Origin of the sequence: Vibrio neptunius, assembly GCA_019339365.1 — a bacterium.
Classification (GTDB): domain Bacteria; phylum Pseudomonadota; class Gammaproteobacteria; order Enterobacterales; family Vibrionaceae; genus Vibrio; species Vibrio neptunius.
On the sequence record CP079859.1, the window covers coordinates 1341182 to 1358545 of the forward strand.

Consider the following 17364-nt stretch of genomic DNA (forward strand, 5'->3'; position numbering starts at 1 on the left):
ATTCCGATCCCGATATTATCCTGCTTTGCTGAGTCAATAACAACCAACGAAAGCTAGGGTTTTGTATTGTTGAATAAAAATTATACGGGATATTCCCGTTCTCGGGAGCAAATTCGAGTCTAAATCTGCAAAAACTCTGGTTATGTAGCGATACGCATAGAGCAGCAGAGTATTAATATGAGTGTGTTAATAGCTTATGAGAATAAGTCTCTGTACTGGTTCGATAAAGCCCTAGTTCAGCGATTGAGTTTTTATAAGGTGATCAGGGGTGGTAGCGGAGATAAATCGACGAGCGGTGAATGATTCGATTCACCGAATAAAAACAGAGGATTAGGCTGCTTGCCTAGGAGTTTCTCTAACTGAATCAAGTTGAGTAGTGCATAAAATCGATGCACATATTGAGTCGTTTCAGCAGGGAGCTTGAGTGATGAAAACGCTTTACTGCCAGATTTTTTGATCGCCCGAGATATTCGGCCTTCACCTGCATTGTATGCGGCAATGGTAAGTGCTAAATCGTCAAACTTATTGTGCAAAAATGCTAAATATTCGATGGCCACCTTAGTGCTGGCTTGAATGTCAAATCGCTGATCTTGATTTGCGTCGACTTTAAGGCCGAAGCGCTGTGCTGTGGCGGGCATCAGTTGCCATAGACCCGCTGCGTTGGCGTGAGAGACAGCATTTGGATCGAAGGAAGACTCTAGCATGGGCAACAACACCAACTGCGATGGCAAAGATTGAGATGACAACTGCTTGGCGATGTCATCAATCAGTGCTCGGTTCAGCACCAACCGTTGTTCAATGTGTTTTTTATAGGGCGTAAGCAACGCTAGCTCCTGCCCATATTCAGTCGGCAGAGGTGCAGCGTTTAGAGGGTATATAGGACAAAGAAAGAGCGAAAAAAACAGGCACAATGCTGGTTTCCAAAGGCTGCGATGATGCGTCATTTCAGCAGTGGCTGCTCTTCGTAGGTATGCTGTCTTGGTTGAGTAATGTGGCACATTAGCTCATGGAAACTGGCAGAGCTCTGGCCGTTCTCTTGATTGAGTGCTTGGCAGTGTTTTACCAGAGATTCTAACTCGCGCCATTGTGAATGAACTTTGTTTGACAACGAAGTCGGCAATGCAGAAAAAAGCTTATTCATGCCGCCTTGATCGCGAGTAAGCCGCAATGCAGTCATTGTTTGACTGCGTTCTTTGGCATGCTGACCAAGCTTGTTAAGTAATGGTTTCTGCTGGGCAAGATTTTGATTAAGCTTCGCTGCATCGAAACACAGATACAGCGATTTTTGCTCTTGTAAAAGCGTGGCTAATTGGCGATATGACTTTATATCTTCACCTATGGAGGTGAGAAAGCGCTGAATCATACGCGAGGTTTCAGATGCCATAATGAACTCCAGTCCGCACTATTCGTGACCAGTATGAAATTGAAGGACCGCTTGTGATAACGCCTTGGTGTCGAGTGCTAGCTCACCTTTTACCAGCGCGTTGCGTACTTGCTCTACCTTTTCCATATCCACGTTTGGTAGCGACTGCATTTCTGCTTGTGCTTTATCTATCGCTGCAGTGTTGGTATTGACCATAGCTTCAGAAATCGCTTGCGCAGCCGAAGGCTCTGCGGGTTTCTTGGAAGATTGATTTAGATTGGTGTGAGGGACGTGCCCACCTGCAACTTTGTCGATTTTCATTAATGGGTTCCTTAATCATCGTGGTTACAGGTTCAATGCGACCATGCTGCTCGAAACATTAAGTCAACATAATCACTTTTTATATCTACCTGAAATCATTGTCTCTTTACGAGTAGTAAACCGCGAAAATGATAACCTGAGTCCAAAAATCAGAATTGGGTTTGTACCTGGTTGAGTCCAGTGACGACAGCCTTAATGACTTTGCCAGAAGAACTGTTCTGTACGTCGATTTGTTCACCACGCGTGCCCGGTTCTAGGGCGACCCCTTTTGTGGACGCAGTAAACCCATCTTTAGTCGCAGTAATCACAACTTGATTACCTTTGATGACCAAAGGTGGGGACTCGAGCTTTCTCGGGTCCAATATCTGCCCAGAGCGTATGCGCCTCGACGCGAGCATGCCGGAGACTTGTGAGATCTGAGTGAAGAAATCTTGCTCTCGGCTTAAGGTTCTGGTTTCAAGCTTAAGGCTCATGGGAGAAATAGCTTGGTCTCGATTGATGCCTGCCTGGGTGACCACCACTGGGAGTGTTAGCGCTGATTTAATGGTCACATTGATGCGCCATGTCACCGACGGCGCATCGCAGTCAACCGAGCGTTTAAGGTTGCCTACAGGGAGTGTTTTGTTATCGATACCCGAAATACTCAATGGTCTAGGACACATAGGCAGGTGTTCAGCTGCCGTTGGAGTACGAATATCATAATCGAGTTGATAGTCTTGCCATTGACGCTGGTCCGCTTGAATCTGAACTTGTTGTTTAAAATTGCTCTCAACGGCCTGAAGAATGGCCTGCTTGGTAGTACCCTTTTCATTGCTAAATACGGTTGGACTACAAAGCATCATACTGACGATTAACCCCCAGTTTAGAGGGGAAGTAATTCGGTTCCCCTCACTTTTTTTGATTTCCGTAAAGCGGAAATTGCCTTTCCTTGTATTTTTGTAAGTCATTGATTTTGTTGTTTGTTTTTTATGGCATGCATCTTGTCTTATTCATCCTTATTCGAGCCAACTTAAAAGGAAAGAGACATGGCAATTTCATTTGAAAATGCGTTGGGTGTTCACCCTGATGCGCTGAACTTTAGAGTTCAGCGTACCAAAGTCCTTGCCAGTAACCTAGCAAATGTTGATACCCCTGGGTATCTGGCTAAGGACCTGAGTTTTACCACTGCAATGAATCAGTTATCACCTCATGGTGTGAACAAGTCCGTACCACAGCTGAAGGTGTCATCTATGTACTCGATTCCGTACCAGAACAGCAAAGATGGCAACACTGTTGAACTGGGGGTTGAACAAGGCAAATTCACACAAAACAACATGGACTTTCAGACCAGCCTGACCTTTTTGAACATGAAGTTTCAGGGACTGGCGAAAGTGATAGAGGGACGTTAAACATGTCATTTACCGATATTTACTCGATTGCTGGCTCAGCAATGAATGCGCAGACAGTACGCTTGAATACGGTCGCGAGTAACCTTGCTAACGCAGATGCTGTCTCGGCCAACCCAGATGACGCGTACAAGGCCTTGAAACCCGTGTTTGCCACCGTGTACAGCAAAAACCGAGTTATCTGCGAGTAAAGAGAGTTACCCGAACGCTGAAGTGAGAATTGTGGATGTGATCCAAAGTTCAGGTCAGGCAGAAAAACGCTTTGAACCAAGTAACCCGCTTGCGAATGACGAGGGGTACGTTTACTACCCTGATATCGATGTTGTATCTGAAATGGCAGATATGATGTCTGCAACCCGCAGCTTCGAGACTAACGTAGAAGTACTGAGCAACGTAAAAAGCATGCAGCAAGGTTTGCTTAAATTAGGGCAGGGCAGCTAATGAGCATCGCTTCTTATAATGCTTTGTCTTCTGACACGCCAGTGAATTCAGGGGCAAATACAACATCAGTGACAGGCAACCCACAAGATGCCAATAGCGCGACGTCACTGGAAAATGAATTTATCAGCTTGATGGTGGCACAGATTCAGAATCAGGATCCGCTCAACCCACTTGATGGCACTGAGTATGTCAGTCAATTGGCACAGTTCTCCCAAGTACAAAGTACAGAGAACATGGCTTCAATGATGCAAAACAGCATGGTATTGCTCGATAACATGCAAGTACTGTCAACGGCTGGCTTGGTGGGGCAGACGGTTTATGTGTCTGGCAATGAGTTTGAAATGAATGATACCGCTCAAGGCGGAAAAATAGAGCTTGAGCATCCCTCAAGCCAAGTCACTTTAGTCGTGACGGATGAGTTCGGTCAGGCCAAAAAAGTGCCTTTAGGCGCCCATCCCGCAGGTGACGTCGATTTTAGTATCCATCCTGAAGAGTTGGGTCTTAAACCCGGAAAATACACAGTATCTGTTCAGGTTCAGGAGGGGCAGTCTGCTCCAAACATTCTTTTAGCCGGCCAGGTTGAGCAAGTTCGTATCCCAAGCTCAGGCGGCGCAGCGTTTGTTAACATCGAAGGTGTTGGCAGCGTACCTTTCTATGAAATCACTCAGTTTGGTGCTTAACCAATAAGGAAGACAGAGGTTAGTTATGAGTTTTAATATTGCCCTAAGCGGCCTTGATGCGACCAACACAGAGCTGAATACCATCAGCCACAATATTGCCAACGCATCGACTTATGGATTTAAAGGAGCACGTACTGAGTTTGCGGCTGTGTACAACGGCATGCAACCCGGTGGCGTAGAGGTTGCCTCCATCTCTCAGAACTTTGAGAAAAACGGTTCGGTGAGCGGAACTGGTCGAGCAATGGATCTGGCAATCAATGGTAACGGCTTCTTTGTGACTAAAGACAGTGCTGGCCAAATGCTGTACACCCGCTCAGGTGTATTCGGTACTGATAAAGACAATTATGTCGTTGGTAACACGGGCGCGAAATTGCAAGGTTACAGCGTAGACGGCAACAATAACCTGCTCACAGGTGCAACGGGAGACATTAAAATCTCGACGTCTTCTTTGGCAGCCAAAGCCACAGATAAAATGGAGTTTATTGCCAATCTGGATGCAAAGAATCCGGTCATCGACCAGACGGTGAATCCGTTTGATCCGGGCAATAATAATTCATTTAACTCTTCCTACACGACAAAAGTTTACGACTCGCAAGGTAAGCCACACACGGTGACCCAGTACTTCACCAAAACGGCTGACAACACATGGGAAGTGAACGTGCAGGTTGACGGTGGAGTGGGTGCGGTTTCAACGGTCGCGATGACGTTCAACCCAGATGGCTCTATCGCCACTCCGACAGGCGCTTACAACGTTTCGTTCCCAGCGGCGGGCGCTAACCCAATGAGTATTGATATAGACCTGTCAGGCAGCACGCAATTTGGTACAGGTTTTGGTGTCAGCACTAACAACCCGAATGGGTACACATCGGGAGAATTGACGGGCGTTCGTGTTGAAGATAATGGCATGGTTTACGCTACCTACACTAACGGTCAGTCTCAGTTACAAGGCCAAGTTGTACTGGCGGATTTTGCCAACCCACAAGGCCTTTCAAAAGTCAGCGGTACTGCCTGGACTCAAAGTTTCAGTTCAGGTGCACCCGTATTGGGAGTACCAGGTTCAGGCACGTTAGGTGATCTTTCACCAGGCGCGCTAGAAGGGTCTAACGTCGATCTGACCAGCGAGTTGGTTAACCTGATGACGGCGCAGCGCAACTATCAGGCGAATGCAAAAACCATTTCGACCAACGACAAACTGACTCAGGCGTTGTTTAACGCAATTTAACGGAGCCTGATATGGACAGTTTGTTATTCACCGCAACGTCTGGCGCAAGCCGAGTACTTAAAGCTCAGCATGTGCGCTCAAATAACCTATCCAATGCCGATACTGCGGGTTTTCGTGCTGATATGGAACGTGTGTCAAGCATCCCACTTCAGGGCGCGGGCTTTGACGGTCGCACCATGGTCGTTACCAACTCGGCGTCTACGCGTTTTGATGAAGGCGATATCGTTAAAACTGGCCGTTCATTGGATGTCGCTGTGATGGGGGACGGTTATCTGACGGTGCAGACCGCAGAAGGTCAGGAAGCGTATACCCGCGCCGGTAACATCAAAGTTGACTCCTTTGGTGCTTTGTCTATTAACGGGTTTGCGGTTGTCGGTGAAGGAGGCCCTTTGGTTCTTCCCGATTATCAGAAAGTGGAAATTAGCGAACGTGGTCGTATTTCTGTCGTGCCTCCTGGGGGAGGCGCTGAGCTTGAAGTAGGGACCTTAAAGCTGGTTAAGCCGGAAACTAGCCAACTGGAGAAACAGAGCGACAGTTTGCTTCACAGCGTCGATGGCAACCCATTTGCGGCTGACCAAACCGTTCAGCTCGCACCTGAGCATATCGAAGGCAGCAACGTCTCTGCGATTGATGAACTGCTGAATGTGATGTCACTGACACGCAACTTTGAAATGCAAGTGCGGATGATGAAAACCGCAGAGACTTTGGCGCAAGCCGGTAACAAATTAATGTCGTCACGCTAAGCGCGGCGAAAGGAGTAAAAAATGCACTCAGCTTTATGGGTAAGTAAAACGGGCATGGCCGCTCAAGACACCAAAATGACCGCCATCTCCAACAATCTAGCCAACGTCAATACGGTTGGTTTTAAGCGTGATCGAGTGGTGTTTGAAGATCTGTTTTACAGTATTCAACGCCAACCCGGCTCGCAGGTGGATGAAGTCAATCAACTGCCATCAGGTGTACAGTTAGGCAGTGGTGTTCGAGTAGTGGGTACACAGAAAGTGTTTACTCAGGGTAATACGCAAAACACCAGTCAAGAACTTGACCTTGCTGTAATGGGGCAAGGCTTCTTCCAGATCGAAAACTCAGACGGCCAGCTCATGTACACTCGCAATGGCCAGTTTCATGTGAATTCAGAAGGCTTGATGGTCAATAGCCAAGGCCTACCGCTGGAGCCACAAATCCAGATACCAGAGAACGCTTTGTCTGTGTCTGTTGGCACAGATGGCACGGTGTCAGCGACGACAGCGGACAGCACCACACCGCAATCTCTGGGTCAAATCACCCTAGCGAAATTCATCAACCCAGCGGGTCTGGAAGCGGTGGGAGGTAACTTGTTCCGCGAAACAGAAGCAAGTGGTCAAGCGGATGAGTTGACAGCTGGCATTGATGGTGTCGGCAGTATCAAACAAGGCGCTTTAGAAGGTTCAAACGTTCAGGTCGTTGAGGAAATGGTTGACATGATCACCACTCAGCGAGCCTACGAGATGAACGCTAAAGTCGTGTCAGCTGCTGATGACATGCTGAAGTTTGTCGCTCAATCAGTGTAATCGTTAAGTAATAAAGGAACAGGGAATGAAGGCATTATTGAGAGTTTGGCCTCTGGTTGTCATTTTGCTGGCTGGGTGCGCTGGTCGACAGGAGTTTACCCCTCCCGAGCCTGATGAAGAAAAATACGCGCCGCCTAAACTGGACTATTCACTTCCAGCAGCCCAAAACGGCAGCCTTTATCGTCATCAATATTCCATGACCCTGTTTCAGGACAGGCGAGCATACCGTGTTGGCGACATGCTCACGGTGGTTCTCTCCGAAGAAACGGAATCAAGCAAAAAGCCGATACCAAGTATGGAAAAAACTCGAGCGTCGGCTTTGCTACCCCGAGTCTGGGAGGTAAAACCATCGATGAGCTCGCTGCCAGTGTCGACGCTCAACGCGGTTTTGATGGTAGTGCTTCCAGCTCTCAGGGTAACAAGCTGGAGGGGGCTATCACCGTGACCGTTCATGAAGTGCTGCCTAATGGTGTATTGCGTATCAGCGGAGAGAAGTGGATTCGACTCAATCAGGGAGATGAGTTCATTCGCTTAACCGGCATTGTACGAGTTGATGATGTCAGCCGTAACAATCAGGTTTCATCCGCTCGAATCGGTGATGCGCGAATCACCTACTCAGGTCGAGGCACTTTGGCTGACAGCAATGCTGCTGGTTGGCTGAGCCAATTCTTTAACAGCCCTTGGATGCCGTTTTAATGAAACAGAAAATGACTATGCTTACCGCCGCTTTTATCCCTCTTTCTCTGCGACGCCAGCGATTGAGCTCGACAAATCGAAACAGGGCTGGAGATCAACGATCTTCATTCCTGATGGCGATGATGTTGACGATGTTGTTAGGCACCGCCTTACCGACTCAAGCTGAAGTAGAAATCCCCATCATGGATCTCGTTGATGTTCAGGGTATTCGTGAAAACCAGTTAGTGGGTTACGGTTTGGTCGTTGGCCTCGATGGACAGGGTGACCGCAATCAGGTCAAGTTTACTGCGCAATCCATCACCAATATGCTGCGACAATTTGGTGTCCAAATCGACGACAAAACGAATCCTAAACTACGCAATGTTGCCTCAGTAAGTGTCACTGCGACAGTTGAGCCGATGGCAGGGGCAGGCCAGACGTTGAATGTGGTGGTGTCATCCATTGGTGACGCAAAGAGTTTGCGAGGGGGCACCTTGTTACTGACACCACTGCGCGGTATCGATGGTGAGGTTTACGCTGTCGCTCAAGGTAACGTGGTGGTGGGCGGTGTGTCTGCCGAAGGCAAAAGCGGCTCTAAAATCGTGATCAATACGCCAACCTCGGGCCGTATTCCTGGTGGGGCGACATTGGAGCGAGAAGTGCCCAATGACTTTGCGGAACAAGATAACGTGGTGCTGAATTTGAGAAAGCCCAGCTTTACAACGGCTAAGAATATCGCACGTGAGATCAACAACATTTTCGGGCCGAAAGTTGCGGTGGCTAAGAATAACGTGCGCATTAGCGTCAAAGCGCCGAAGGACACTCAACAACGTGTTGTCATGATGTCGATGCTGGAAGAAATCAGTGTCGAGGAAGGGCGTAAGCCTGCGCGCATCGTTTTCAACTCTCGAACCGGTACCGTTGTCATCGGCAAAAGTGTCAAGGTCAGTGAAGCCGCGGTAAGCCATGGCAACTTAACAGTGACCATTGCCGAATCACAACAGGTTAGCCAGCCAAACGCGTTTGCTGACGGTGAAACCAAAGTGGTCGATCAATCGTTATTAGATGTCAGTGAAGAACAGGCGCAAATGGTGATTTGGCCTCCGGGAACTGAGCTTAATACCATCGTTAGTGCAGTAAACAGTTTAGGGGCGACACCAACGGATTTGATGTCGATTCTGCAAGCCTTGCATGAAGCTGGGGCACTAAATGCAGAGCTGGTAGTGATTTAAGGAGTCTTTATGAAATTTGACGGACTGAATGAGCGGTCACAAATGAACTCGGTGCTTTATCACGATAACAGTGCCTTGATGAACATAAAGAATAGCAACGAACAAGGGGCCGCACTGGAAACGGTAGCGGGCCAGTTTGAAGCGATGTTTTTACAAATGGTACTGCGCCAGATGCGCAGTAGTAGCGATGTGTTGGCTGACGAAGACAGTCCTTTTTCCAGTCAGCAACAGGGCGTTTTTCGCGATATGTATGATGGTCAACTGGCGATTGAAATGGCGAAGAAACAACATTCTGGTATTTCAGAAATGTTGATCAAACAGCTCAGCCCTTCGATTTCAGAGGTGGCTTTTGACACCAATGCCTCAACCGTGTCCGCGAATGACAATTTTAGTGAGGTGGAAGCAAGCTCACACGCTGAAGCTTCTTCAGCGTCTAATTCGGCACCCGCACTTCATTCTACTCAGGAATCGGTCGCCTCAGTTAGACAAATGATGGGAGAAGTCAGTGCAACAACAGCCTTCGCCCAACCATTGATTCGAAAAATGGAGCTGTAAATGAATCTCGTCAATATTGCCCTCTCAGGCCTTAATGCGAATCGCGTGGCACTGGATGTCACAGCGCAGAACGTCTCCAACATCAATACGCCTGGATACAGTCGTCAACAAGCCTTGATGGCTTCGGTTGGTGGCACGAAACACGACAAGCTAAATCCAGGACTGGGTGTTGAAGTTACGAGTATCCGTCGGGTAACGGATGATTTCTTGGTTAAGCAGACTTGGGAAACAAACAGTCTTTCCGCTTACGCAACTAGTTACACCGGTAAGATGAGTCAACTCGAAAATACACTCGGTGCTGACGGATTCAGTCTCTCTGCGGGTTTGGATACGCTATTTTCTGCCCTTAATGATGCGACAGTGAAACCGGAATCTGTGCCTTACCGCCAGCAAATCATTAATGAATCAGAAGCGCTTTCACGTCGATTCAATACGCTCACCGAATCTCTTTCTCACCAACATAAAGACGTGAACGACCAGCGCAATGCCGCCATTGCTCATGCCAATAGCTTGATGAGTAATATTGCTGACGTGAACAAGCAGCTGGTGGAAATGCAAGGTACGGGAGGGAATCCGGCTAAGTTAATGGACACGCGTGACACGTTAATTGGTGAGTTATCTAAGGTCGTCGATGTGAAAACAACGTCACAAAGCGATGGTAGCTTACAAGTCACGCTATCTTCTGGACAACCATTGGTCATGGGGACTGAAGCTGCTGAGCTCATTGCCATGCCTGATCCAAGCGATCCTTACCTTGCTCAACTCCATGTTGAGTTTGGTACGCAAAGTTTTGCGATTACAGACACTCCGGGCGGGCAGATTGGTGCTCTGTCGGACTATCAGACAGACGTATTAAAGCCATACCGCACGGCGATTGACGATATGGCTAAGGCGCTGGCCGATGAGTTCAACGCTTTGTTAGTCGCTGGTCAGGACCTTAATGGTAATGCGGGTAAGCCTTTGTTCAGTTATGACCCTGCCAACCCAGCGGCTAGCCTAACGATCACCGATATGAAACCAGAGGAACTGGCTTTGTCCGGTGACGGTAATCCAGGTAACGCTGACATATTGGACGGCTTGATTGCGGTCAGCAATAAAAACGTGTCGATCAGTGGCTTTGGCTCAGTGACATTGAATGATGCCTTTGCTGCCATTGTCGGTGAAACGGCAATCAAAGCGCGTCAGGCTGATGCAGATTATCAGGCAAAACTCTCGATGAGCGAGCAAGCAAAGGCTGCCCGAGACAACGTCAGCGCGGTAAGCCGTGATGAAGAAGCGGCAAATCTGATGACATTTGCCAACGCTCATAACGCCAACATGAAAGTGATCAGCACAGCAAACCAGCTGTTTGATTCCGTTCTTCAGTTATTTTAATTACAGGGAAATCAGATGAGAATTAGTGATACTCAATTCAGTCAGATGATGCTGCGAAGCTTGCAGATCAACAACGCAGGACTTGGACAAGTTATGCAACAGATGTCCACTGGTGAGCGTCTGACCAAATTATCTGATGACCCTATGGCATCAGTACAATTGCTCAATTTAGAACGTGAAGGCTCGGCCATTTCTCAGTACAAGACCAATATTTCTAATGTAAAGACGGCCTTGTCCAATCAGGAAGTTCAACTTGATTCCGTGAATGAAAGCCTGAAGAAAATGAACGAACGAGTGCTATGGGGCGCAAACGGTACCTTAACCGAAGCCGAACGTACAGGCATTATCAGCGAACTTGAAAGTCTGCGTTCTGCGGTCGCTTCGGCGTTTAACGCGCAGGATGAAGAAGGTCGTTACTTATTCTCCGGCACCAAAACGGACACCGCGGCTTTGTCGAATGCGAGTGGCAGTTACGTCATGCAAGGTAACAGCGATAAACGTATGGTCACTGTAGCCAAAGGCGTGACGATGGAAGCGAATATGACCGCGCAAGAAATCCTAGACCTTGGCGGCAACAATGTTCTCAACGAACTTGATGCATTGATTTCGGAGTTCAAATCACCCACACCAGCGTTTCGGACTGCAGTTGAATCGACGCTTGGTGCTATCGAAGCGACATCGAATAACGTGTTGTCTGCAATGACTGAAATCGGTGGTCGCCATAATAACCTCGATTTGATGGATAGTGCCCACGGTGAGAACAAGTTATTTGTTGATAAGATCAGCAGTGATCTCTCAGCTCTAGATTATGGTGAAGCTTCAGTTCGCTTGAGCAATTACATGGCGGCGCTGCAAGCGACTCAAGCGAGCTACGTTAAGATTAACGATCTCAACTTATTCGACCGCATTTAACAATCAGGAATCAAAATATGGTAATGAGCATGGTTGAGGTTCGCCCCCACAACGTCAAGTTGACGGGGCATGACAGAGCTTCTATTTCTCCCCCTCGCTCTTCGGAGACTCATGGTGATATTGGGCAGCGAAAATTGGCTGCCCGCAATCAAACACCAGCATCGTATTCGGTGTCTGGTGTTTTGCTTACTCAGGGGCAGCAAAACGCGACCTCAGTTCAGATAGCGACACGTTCCTTACAAGCCATTGGTGTCGAATTGGCCAAGATAAAACAAGGCCTGACTCGAGCCATGAATCTCGGCGCGAATCAGGTTTCAGGTCTGCAAGAAGGCTTGGCGGGCTCGAAAGCAAACATAGAGCGCGTTATCGACAACGCACGCTTTGACGGCAATAAAGTGATCGACAATGAGTTGAAGCTTAAGCTTGAGAAGGCCGACATGCGCCGTTTTTCCATTCCCGGGCTTAACATCCACCGCTTGAGTGACAAAGCGGAGCAAATTCGCTTAGATTTCCCTCAGGGCCACTCCGTTATGGTGCAGTTTGATGGACAGTCTGAGGGCAAGCAGACTGTTAAAATGCTAGATCGAAGTCTTATTCCTCTAGGACTTAGAGCGTCATTGTCTGAGGACGGTACTATTTTGTTTGAATCCTCTGAGAAAGCCTATCAGCAGATGCAACAAAAGGTCATGGTGACAGGCCAAGGATATCGCTTTCCAGCCGGGCAATCTAATGTGATGACACTCAAAGCGGAGCCAGAAGGCATCGCGGAGCTGAGCTTTGATTTGAGCTCTCGAGAAGGCGTTAAACAGACCATTGCCAAAGTAAACAAGCACTTTCGTCAAGTACAGATAGGGCTTGAGCAGGCAAATGCGATCGGCTCTGAATTGACGATGCAAATGCAAACCCTCCACAAGCAGTCTTCGGTGATTTCTGCTCACCAAGTCCAAGACAAACTTAAACTATTTGATGACAATTCTGGCCAGTTTTCCACCGCCTTTATGGCACTTAATGCTCAGGCTAACGTAAAGCGCCACTCTGTGGTTGCGTTGATGAGAAGTTAAGGCGAAAGCCTAGTTAAACCCTTTGTTCCATTTTCGCTCGTTTGGCTCTTCATTGATTGAAGAGCATTTTTTTTGCCTAAAGGAAAGTAGAGTCAGAGGAGAAATAACAAATAGGGGCGACAAGCAATAAGAAATAGGGTCAGACAAGAAAGAAGAAGTATAGGAAGCAGACGAACGCCAACAACGTTGCTGACAATGTTGGGTAAATAATGTAGGAGTCGCGCTTGTCAGTACGTTGAAAGCAGAGGGAGGTCAAAAGGACATTGTAGATCAGCAACAAAGTACTGATCGCCGTGCCTCCGTTCAAAGTCAGGTTGAAGAGCTGAATGAGAAACAAAGAAAGCAACACGTAGTCGATGACAATCAGCCACATAAAGGCTTTTTGTAATCCATCTTTTTTTGCGTGTCTGACCGAATATTGAGGCATGTGATTTTTCGTTTGAGTTAGCAGGCGCTATAAAAGCGCCTGAGAGGTTTAAAGTTGCTGAAGCTTTGGCTTCGAAGGCGTTTGGGTGTCTGAAAACTTGATGACTTCCTGGCGAATCACCGGCTGATTAAATTCCGCTTTCTGCTTGGCTTTTTGCAATTCGCTTTCCGCGTTATTGCCAAAAAACGTTTCCAACACTTTGGCGGCGGGTGTCGTCAGGATAAACAGCTCGATACGTCGGTTCTCACTGGATTCCGGCTCGGCACCATTGAGTAAGGCACGATCAGACATCCCTGTGACTTGTAACACACGATCATCCGGCATCCCTCCGGCAACCAGAGTATGTCTGGCCACATTGGCACGTGATGCAGAGAGCGCCCAGTTTGAACCACGTTCAGCATGACCTGTAAAGCGGGTAGAGTCGGTATGACCACTGATGATCAATGGATTCTCTACACGTTTAAAGACAGGCGCTAGCGCAAGAAGCAGATCTTCGAAGAAGGGTGTCAACTCAGAATCACCACGGCCAAACATATGCTGCTTATAGTCGTCCTGAAGCACAATCCGCAGACCTTGTGGCGTCACCGTCACGTTCACATTCCCTTGAGCACTGATTTGTCGAACCGCTTCCTTAATGACTTTCGCTAAGGCTGCCAGTCGCTCCTGAGTGTCGAATGTTCCGGGGATCAGTGAGTCTGTTTCCGGACCTTCACCGTCTCCCTGAAAGAATGAGCTGACCACATGGTTCGAATCATGTCGACTGGTGACAGAAGAGTTTGCAGCCAAATCAATCGGAGAAATACTTTGTGAAGTATCAAACGGATTTCCGTAGCTCTTATCAAACACACTTGCACTTTGAAGGTGAGCAACAATCGCTTTTCGCTCTTCCTTGTCGACAATCTGCATCACCCATAAGACCAAAAACAGCGCCATAAGGGCGATCATGAAATCAGCGAAAGCGACTTTCCAGGCACCTCCGTGAAATTCACTGTTATCAACGGTTTTTGTTCGTTTGAACACCACCTGTTCTTGTCTTTGCATTATGCCTCCTGCTCAGCGAGCCATTTCTCCATCTGATTGAATGTCGGTTTAATGTCTAGCTGGATATGCTTACGGCCAGCATCAATAGCAAGTAAGGTTGGTTTTTTCGCAACATAAGCAACGAGCGTCGCCCTGACACACTCAAACGCTGTCATGTTGCGCTTCACGCGCTGGGCCATGGCATTGCTGAGTGGATCAAGACAGCAGTAACAACCAAAGATACCAACGAATGTTCCAACCAGAGCCGCTGCTACGTGGTAGCCCACGAGTGCGATTGAGCCATCAATCGCCTGCATCGTAATGATGATGCCGCCGACGGCTGCCAGAATACCAAAGCCTGGTAATGCTTCTGCGGTTCTCTGCATCGAGCGAGAAGGAAGTAGCATTTCGGTTTGAATAGCTTCGATTTCTTGTTCCAGTAAACCTTCTAACTCGTGAGGCGACATCTGGCCCATGGCCATTAAACGCATGTTGTCTGTCACGAACGAAATGAGGCGATAATCTGAGCCAACTTTCGGGTAGGCGAGAAAAATCGAACTCTGATCTGGAGCTTCGATGTGAGAATCAAGAAACTTAAAACCTCTGCTGCGTGCGGTTTCAAGTAGGTTATTCAGCAGCGCCATCAGCTCCATGTAATATTCATATTCTTCGCGCGGTGCAGAGATGGTGGCACGAACTTGGTGACGCATTTCTTTAAGCACTTGCGGTGGGTTACCGATGATCAGAGAACCGGCCGCAGCACCAATAATGATCAGAAATTCAGCGGGTTGCCAGATAGCGCCAAGCTTGCCACCTGCCCACATATACCCGCCAAAGACACACAGTAAAACGGTGATGGCTCCAAAAAACTTTTGCATTTGTGACTCCTAGGAGGATAAATATTGATTGAGTTGTTTGAGTGCCTGTTTGTGTAACTGACAAATCCTTGGAGGTGTCAGATCGAGCACTAAAGCGATTTCATGTAGGTTAAGTTCGTGTTGATAAAACAGCGTCAGTAGCAGCTGATCTCTTTTGGGTAGCTTATCCAGAGCAGCTTCAAGGCTACGTCGAGTCTGCTCATGGGACATGCCGTCATACACAGCGTCAGATTGAGCCTCGATACCATTCTCAATCAGTTGATCCAGACTTTGCATTTCCCCAGCCAGAGCCGCATTTTGTCGAGTAAGATAATCTTTTTCGTCCGTTCCCAATGCTTTGATAATTTCTGCATCAGTAGGCTGCCGGCCAAGAGAGCGCATAAGATCGCGCGTCACGTCATTCAGTTCATGCGCTTGCTGACGTGTTTTTCGTGACCGCCAGTCAAGTCGGCGTAACTCGTCCAATATCGATCCACGGATCCTGCACACGGCAAAAGCCGGGAAGTTGGGATCTTCAACATTGCCGTATCGGCGGCCTGCTTCCAGTAAGCCAATAAGGCCAATTTGCTGCATGTCTTCGATACTGCAATGCGGGGTGGCATGGGCTCTGAGTTGATTGACGATACGGTTGACCAACACCTTGTGTTGTTTGAGCAACTTGTTCTCATCGATAGGGATGGAAGGTGAACTGATTTCACCTTCTACACCGTATTCTTCCTGAAAATTCATATCCAACATGGGCCGTGTTCCTTATTGCACGACGTATTTCGTCAGTAAGACGTCATCGATATCGCGAAGAATGTCGGTTTTGTCAAACGCGAGCAGTACCGCTTGTTTGACTTGATTCTGGAGCAGGTTCACGGTGCCTTCCTGATGCAGATCTTCGTAGGTTTTGTCACTAAAAAGCTTCAGTAACGAATTACGTACAATCGGCATGTAATCATCAATGTTCTTAATGCGTTCCGGACGGCGAGTTTCAATCGCGACTTCCAGCATCACGAAGTGGTTCTGGCGTTTACCTTTGACGCTGAGAACAATCTTTTCTAGCGAGTGAAAGCTAGGTGTCTGTGCTGGATGATGCTCCTCGGCAAGGAAGGCAAGAGGCGAATCTGCGAAAAAGGACTCTGAATGGCTACTGTTGCCTGATTGCTTTAAGACCCAGATCCCGCCGATTACCGTTGCTGCCGAAACTAAAGCACTGGTGAGGACCATCGCTGAAAATAACGCGATCAATTGTTGTTTTGTCATAACCCTATTCCTAATTATGCTTGTGTGCTGAGCCAATGCTCTGATGGTTCATTGGGACTGTCTGAATTGGCAAACTCGCGACTATCGAAAATGTGCGTGGTATGTTCGCCTTGATGAGAAGACTGGTTGTGCTCACTTTCTCCTGAGCCGACGTTGACGTCGACATGAACAAAGTTCTGGTCTTGCAACTCCGCTCTTAACCTGTCAGATACCTGAAGCAAGGCTTCTCGTGTCGCCGCTGCATTGGCGTTAATCTGCACGTTGAGGCGATCACCATCAACACGAACCAGTAAGTCCAGCTTCCCGAGTTCTGGCGGATCGAGACGAATCTTGGCTTCTTGCATGCTTTGTTGTGCTTGAAGCGATACTCTGTCATGTAATACCTGCATCATTTGTTCGCCCCACTTAGCCGCATTGGTATCGATCTTGACGGCGGCCCACTCTGCGGTTTGAACCGTCGTTGCCGCAGGTGACTGGTGAGTAACGTGAGACTGCGCTGACGCTTGTGTGGAGACTAAAGTTTGCAGAACAGTCTGTACGGACGCACTCTGGCTGACCGGTGCGTCGATGTTTAAAGCAACGCTGGTCGGCTTCACCAATTGACTGGTGATATTTTGCGGCGTCATCTTCTGTGAAGAATGAGTCGCTGCTGGCATTGGTGTGGCGTCGAAGGACTGCACTCCATTTACGATGCGTTGTTGTTTCAGTTGCAGCAAAGCCAATGTATCCATGGTGGCCGACTGCGTGTGAAAAGGCGGCGAGTTTTCCACCAATGACGTCGCTGGCACAGAAGTCATTTCAGCCTCTGACAGCGTTTCACTGTCAGACGTGAATGTTGCTACCGTATCTTCAGCGTTTGGTTGACCGCCACCCTGCATCGGAGTCGGATGAGCCATGAAAGCAAAGCCAGTGCTGTGCTCGTCAGGTTGACCAAAACCACGTGCTTTTTGGATCGTACCGTCAGCGGAAAACGACTCAGGTTTTTGACCTGTCATGGTTTGCAGTGAAGGTGTGTTCATT

The 17364-nt window shown here is 48.1% G+C and carries 20 protein-coding genes and 2 pseudogenes; 12 read left to right on the top strand and 10 right to left on the bottom strand.

Annotation, left to right across the window (positions count from 1 at the left end):
• Positions 1-251 precede the first annotated feature (251 nt).
• The 4 genes from KW548_06555 to flgA form a co-directional block, all read right to left on the bottom strand.
• Positions 252-944: a lytic transglycosylase domain-containing protein gene (locus KW548_06555; GenBank protein QXX07631.1), complete on the bottom strand. Its 693-nt coding sequence runs from the start codon at positions 942-944 to the stop codon at positions 252-254.
• The gene (locus tag KW548_06560; protein ID QXX07632.1) at positions 941-1384 is read right to left on the bottom strand and encodes a flagellar protein FlgN; all 444 of its coding nucleotides are present in this window, start codon (positions 1382-1384) and stop codon (positions 941-943) included. Before KW548_06560 ends, KW548_06555 begins: the two co-directional genes overlap by 4 nt.
• A gap of 18 nt (positions 1385-1402) precedes the next feature.
• Positions 1403-1684, bottom strand: coding sequence for a flagellar biosynthesis anti-sigma factor FlgM (gene flgM, locus KW548_06565; protein QXX07633.1), 282 nt, complete (start codon positions 1682-1684; stop codon positions 1403-1405).
• 149 nt (positions 1685-1833) lie between these two features.
• Positions 1834-2631 carry a flagellar basal body P-ring formation chaperone FlgA gene (gene flgA, locus KW548_06570; GenBank protein ID QXX07634.1) on the bottom strand — a complete coding sequence of 266 codons (798 nt, stop codon included), beginning with the start codon at positions 2629-2631 and terminating at the stop codon, positions 1834-1836.
• A 78-nt stretch (positions 2632-2709) separates the two neighbouring features.
• Between flgA and flgB the strand changes: the two genes are divergently transcribed.
• The 12 genes and pseudogenes from flgB to KW548_06630 all read left to right on the top strand — a co-directional run bounded on the left by flgB (position 2710) and on the right by KW548_06630 (position 12771).
• The gene (gene flgB / locus KW548_06575) at positions 2710-3072 is read left to right on the top strand and encodes a flagellar basal body rod protein FlgB (GenBank protein ID QXX07635.1); all 363 of its coding nucleotides are present in this window, start codon (positions 2710-2712) and stop codon (positions 3070-3072) included.
• A gap of 2 nt (positions 3073-3074) precedes the next feature.
• A pseudogene (gene flgC / locus KW548_06580) lies at positions 3075-3510 on the top strand (flagellar basal body rod protein FlgC).
• Positions 3510-4190, top strand: coding sequence for a flagellar hook assembly protein FlgD (gene flgD, locus KW548_06585; protein QXX07636.1), 681 nt, complete (start codon positions 3510-3512; stop codon positions 4188-4190). The pseudogene flgC and the gene flgD overlap by 1 nt, the downstream one beginning before the upstream one ends.
• Positions 4191-4215: 25 nt before the next feature.
• Positions 4216-5412, top strand: coding sequence for a flagellar basal body protein FlgE (flgE, locus tag KW548_06590; protein ID QXX07637.1), 1197 nt, complete (start codon positions 4216-4218; stop codon positions 5410-5412).
• Positions 5413-5423: 11 nt separating this feature from the next.
• A complete protein-coding gene (gene flgF, locus KW548_06595; protein QXX07638.1) occupies positions 5424-6155 on the top strand; it encodes a flagellar basal-body rod protein FlgF in 732 nt (243 codons plus the stop codon).
• A gap of 21 nt (positions 6156-6176) precedes the next feature.
• Positions 6177-6962 (top strand): flagellar basal-body rod protein FlgG, encoded by a 786-nt coding sequence (flgG, locus tag KW548_06600; protein ID QXX07639.1) that lies wholly within the window; start codon positions 6177-6179, stop codon positions 6960-6962.
• 25 nt (positions 6963-6987) lie between these two features.
• A pseudogene (gene flgH / locus KW548_06605) lies at positions 6988-7658 on the top strand (flagellar basal body L-ring protein FlgH).
• A gap of 113 nt (positions 7659-7771) precedes the next feature.
• On the top strand, positions 7772-8869 hold the full coding sequence (locus KW548_06610) for a flagellar basal body P-ring protein FlgI (GenBank protein QXX07995.1): 1098 nt from the start codon (positions 7772-7774) through the stop codon (positions 8867-8869).
• A gap of 9 nt (positions 8870-8878) precedes the next feature.
• Positions 8879-9424, top strand: coding sequence for a rod-binding protein (locus tag KW548_06615; GenBank protein ID QXX07640.1), 546 nt, complete (start codon positions 8879-8881; stop codon positions 9422-9424).
• Entirely contained in the window at positions 9425-10798 is a 1374-nt protein-coding gene (gene flgK / locus KW548_06620) for a flagellar hook-associated protein FlgK (GenBank protein QXX07641.1), read from the top strand.
• Positions 10799-10813: 15 nt separating this feature from the next.
• Entirely contained in the window at positions 10814-11710 is an 897-nt protein-coding gene (gene flgL, locus KW548_06625; protein ID QXX07642.1) for a flagellar hook-associated protein FlgL, read from the top strand.
• Between the two features lie 17 nt (positions 11711-11727).
• The gene (locus KW548_06630) at positions 11728-12771 is read left to right on the top strand and encodes a flagellin (protein ID QXX07643.1); all 1044 of its coding nucleotides are present in this window, start codon (positions 11728-11730) and stop codon (positions 12769-12771) included.
• A gap of 139 nt (positions 12772-12910) precedes the next feature.
• Here the strand turns inward: KW548_06630 and KW548_06635 are convergent, their stop codons facing one another.
• Genes KW548_06635 through KW548_06660 form a run of 6 tightly spaced genes read right to left on the bottom strand, consistent with a single transcriptional unit; the run spans position 12911 to position 17363 of the window.
• The gene (locus KW548_06635) at positions 12911-13198 is read right to left on the bottom strand and encodes a hypothetical protein (protein QXX07644.1); all 288 of its coding nucleotides are present in this window, start codon (positions 13196-13198) and stop codon (positions 12911-12913) included.
• A 48-nt stretch (positions 13199-13246) separates the two neighbouring features.
• Positions 13247-14239: an OmpA family protein gene (locus tag KW548_06640; GenBank protein ID QXX07645.1), complete on the bottom strand. Its 993-nt coding sequence runs from the start codon at positions 14237-14239 to the stop codon at positions 13247-13249.
• Positions 14239-15096 (bottom strand): flagellar motor stator protein MotA, encoded by an 858-nt coding sequence (motA, locus tag KW548_06645; protein ID QXX07646.1) that lies wholly within the window; start codon positions 15094-15096, stop codon positions 14239-14241. Before motA ends, KW548_06640 begins: the two co-directional genes overlap by 1 nt.
• A gap of 9 nt (positions 15097-15105) precedes the next feature.
• On the bottom strand, positions 15106-15834 hold the full coding sequence (locus tag KW548_06650; protein QXX07647.1) for a FliA/WhiG family RNA polymerase sigma factor: 729 nt from the start codon (positions 15832-15834) through the stop codon (positions 15106-15108).
• 12 nt (positions 15835-15846) lie between these two features.
• Positions 15847-16344 (bottom strand): flagellar basal body-associated FliL family protein, encoded by a 498-nt coding sequence (locus KW548_06655; GenBank protein QXX07648.1) that lies wholly within the window; start codon positions 16342-16344, stop codon positions 15847-15849.
• Between the two features lie 14 nt (positions 16345-16358).
• Complete coding sequence (locus tag KW548_06660; protein ID QXX07649.1) at positions 16359-17363, bottom strand: flagellar hook-length control protein FliK; 1005 nt, start codon at positions 17361-17363, stop codon at positions 16359-16361.
• Between the last annotated feature and the right edge of the window lies 1 nt (position 17364).

What these genes read in the sequence shown, in the direction of transcription:
- KW548_06555 (QXX07631.1), bottom strand. Translation starts at nt 944, where the DNA reads ATGACGCATCATCGCAGCCTTTGGAAACCAGCATTGTGCCTGTTTTTT.
- KW548_06560 (QXX07632.1), bottom strand. Translation starts at nt 1,384, where the DNA reads ATGGCATCTGAAACCTCGCGTATGATTCAGCGCTTTCTCACCTCCATA.
- flgM (QXX07633.1), bottom strand. Translation starts at nt 1,684, where the DNA reads ATGAAAATCGACAAAGTTGCAGGTGGGCACGTCCCTCACACCAATCTA.
- flgA (QXX07634.1), bottom strand. Translation starts at nt 2,631, where the DNA reads ATGACTTACAAAAATACAAGGAAAGGCAATTTCCGCTTTACGGAAATC.
- flgB (QXX07635.1), top strand. Translation starts at nt 2,710, where the DNA reads ATGGCAATTTCATTTGAAAATGCGTTGGGTGTTCACCCTGATGCGCTG.
- flgD (QXX07636.1), top strand. Translation starts at nt 3,510, where the DNA reads ATGAGCATCGCTTCTTATAATGCTTTGTCTTCTGACACGCCAGTGAAT.
- flgE (QXX07637.1), top strand. Translation starts at nt 4,216, where the DNA reads ATGAGTTTTAATATTGCCCTAAGCGGCCTTGATGCGACCAACACAGAG.
- flgF (QXX07638.1), top strand. Translation starts at nt 5,424, where the DNA reads ATGGACAGTTTGTTATTCACCGCAACGTCTGGCGCAAGCCGAGTACTT.
- flgG (QXX07639.1), top strand. Translation starts at nt 6,177, where the DNA reads ATGCACTCAGCTTTATGGGTAAGTAAAACGGGCATGGCCGCTCAAGAC.
- KW548_06610 (QXX07995.1), top strand. Translation starts at nt 7,772, where the DNA reads ATGGCGATGATGTTGACGATGTTGTTAGGCACCGCCTTACCGACTCAA.
- KW548_06615 (QXX07640.1), top strand. Translation starts at nt 8,879, where the DNA reads ATGAAATTTGACGGACTGAATGAGCGGTCACAAATGAACTCGGTGCTT.
- flgK (QXX07641.1), top strand. Translation starts at nt 9,425, where the DNA reads ATGAATCTCGTCAATATTGCCCTCTCAGGCCTTAATGCGAATCGCGTG.
- flgL (QXX07642.1), top strand. Translation starts at nt 10,814, where the DNA reads ATGAGAATTAGTGATACTCAATTCAGTCAGATGATGCTGCGAAGCTTG.
- KW548_06630 (QXX07643.1), top strand. Translation starts at nt 11,728, where the DNA reads ATGGTAATGAGCATGGTTGAGGTTCGCCCCCACAACGTCAAGTTGACG.
- KW548_06635 (QXX07644.1), bottom strand. Translation starts at nt 13,198, where the DNA reads ATGCCTCAATATTCGGTCAGACACGCAAAAAAAGATGGATTACAAAAA.
- KW548_06640 (QXX07645.1), bottom strand. Translation starts at nt 14,239, where the DNA reads ATGCAAAGACAAGAACAGGTGGTGTTCAAACGAACAAAAACCGTTGAT.
- motA (QXX07646.1), bottom strand. Translation starts at nt 15,096, where the DNA reads ATGCAAAAGTTTTTTGGAGCCATCACCGTTTTACTGTGTGTCTTTGGC.
- KW548_06650 (QXX07647.1), bottom strand. Translation starts at nt 15,834, where the DNA reads ATGTTGGATATGAATTTTCAGGAAGAATACGGTGTAGAAGGTGAAATC.
- KW548_06655 (QXX07648.1), bottom strand. Translation starts at nt 16,344, where the DNA reads ATGACAAAACAACAATTGATCGCGTTATTTTCAGCGATGGTCCTCACC.
- KW548_06660 (QXX07649.1), bottom strand. Translation starts at nt 17,363, where the DNA reads ATGAACACACCTTCACTGCAAACCATGACAGGTCAAAAACCTGAGTCG.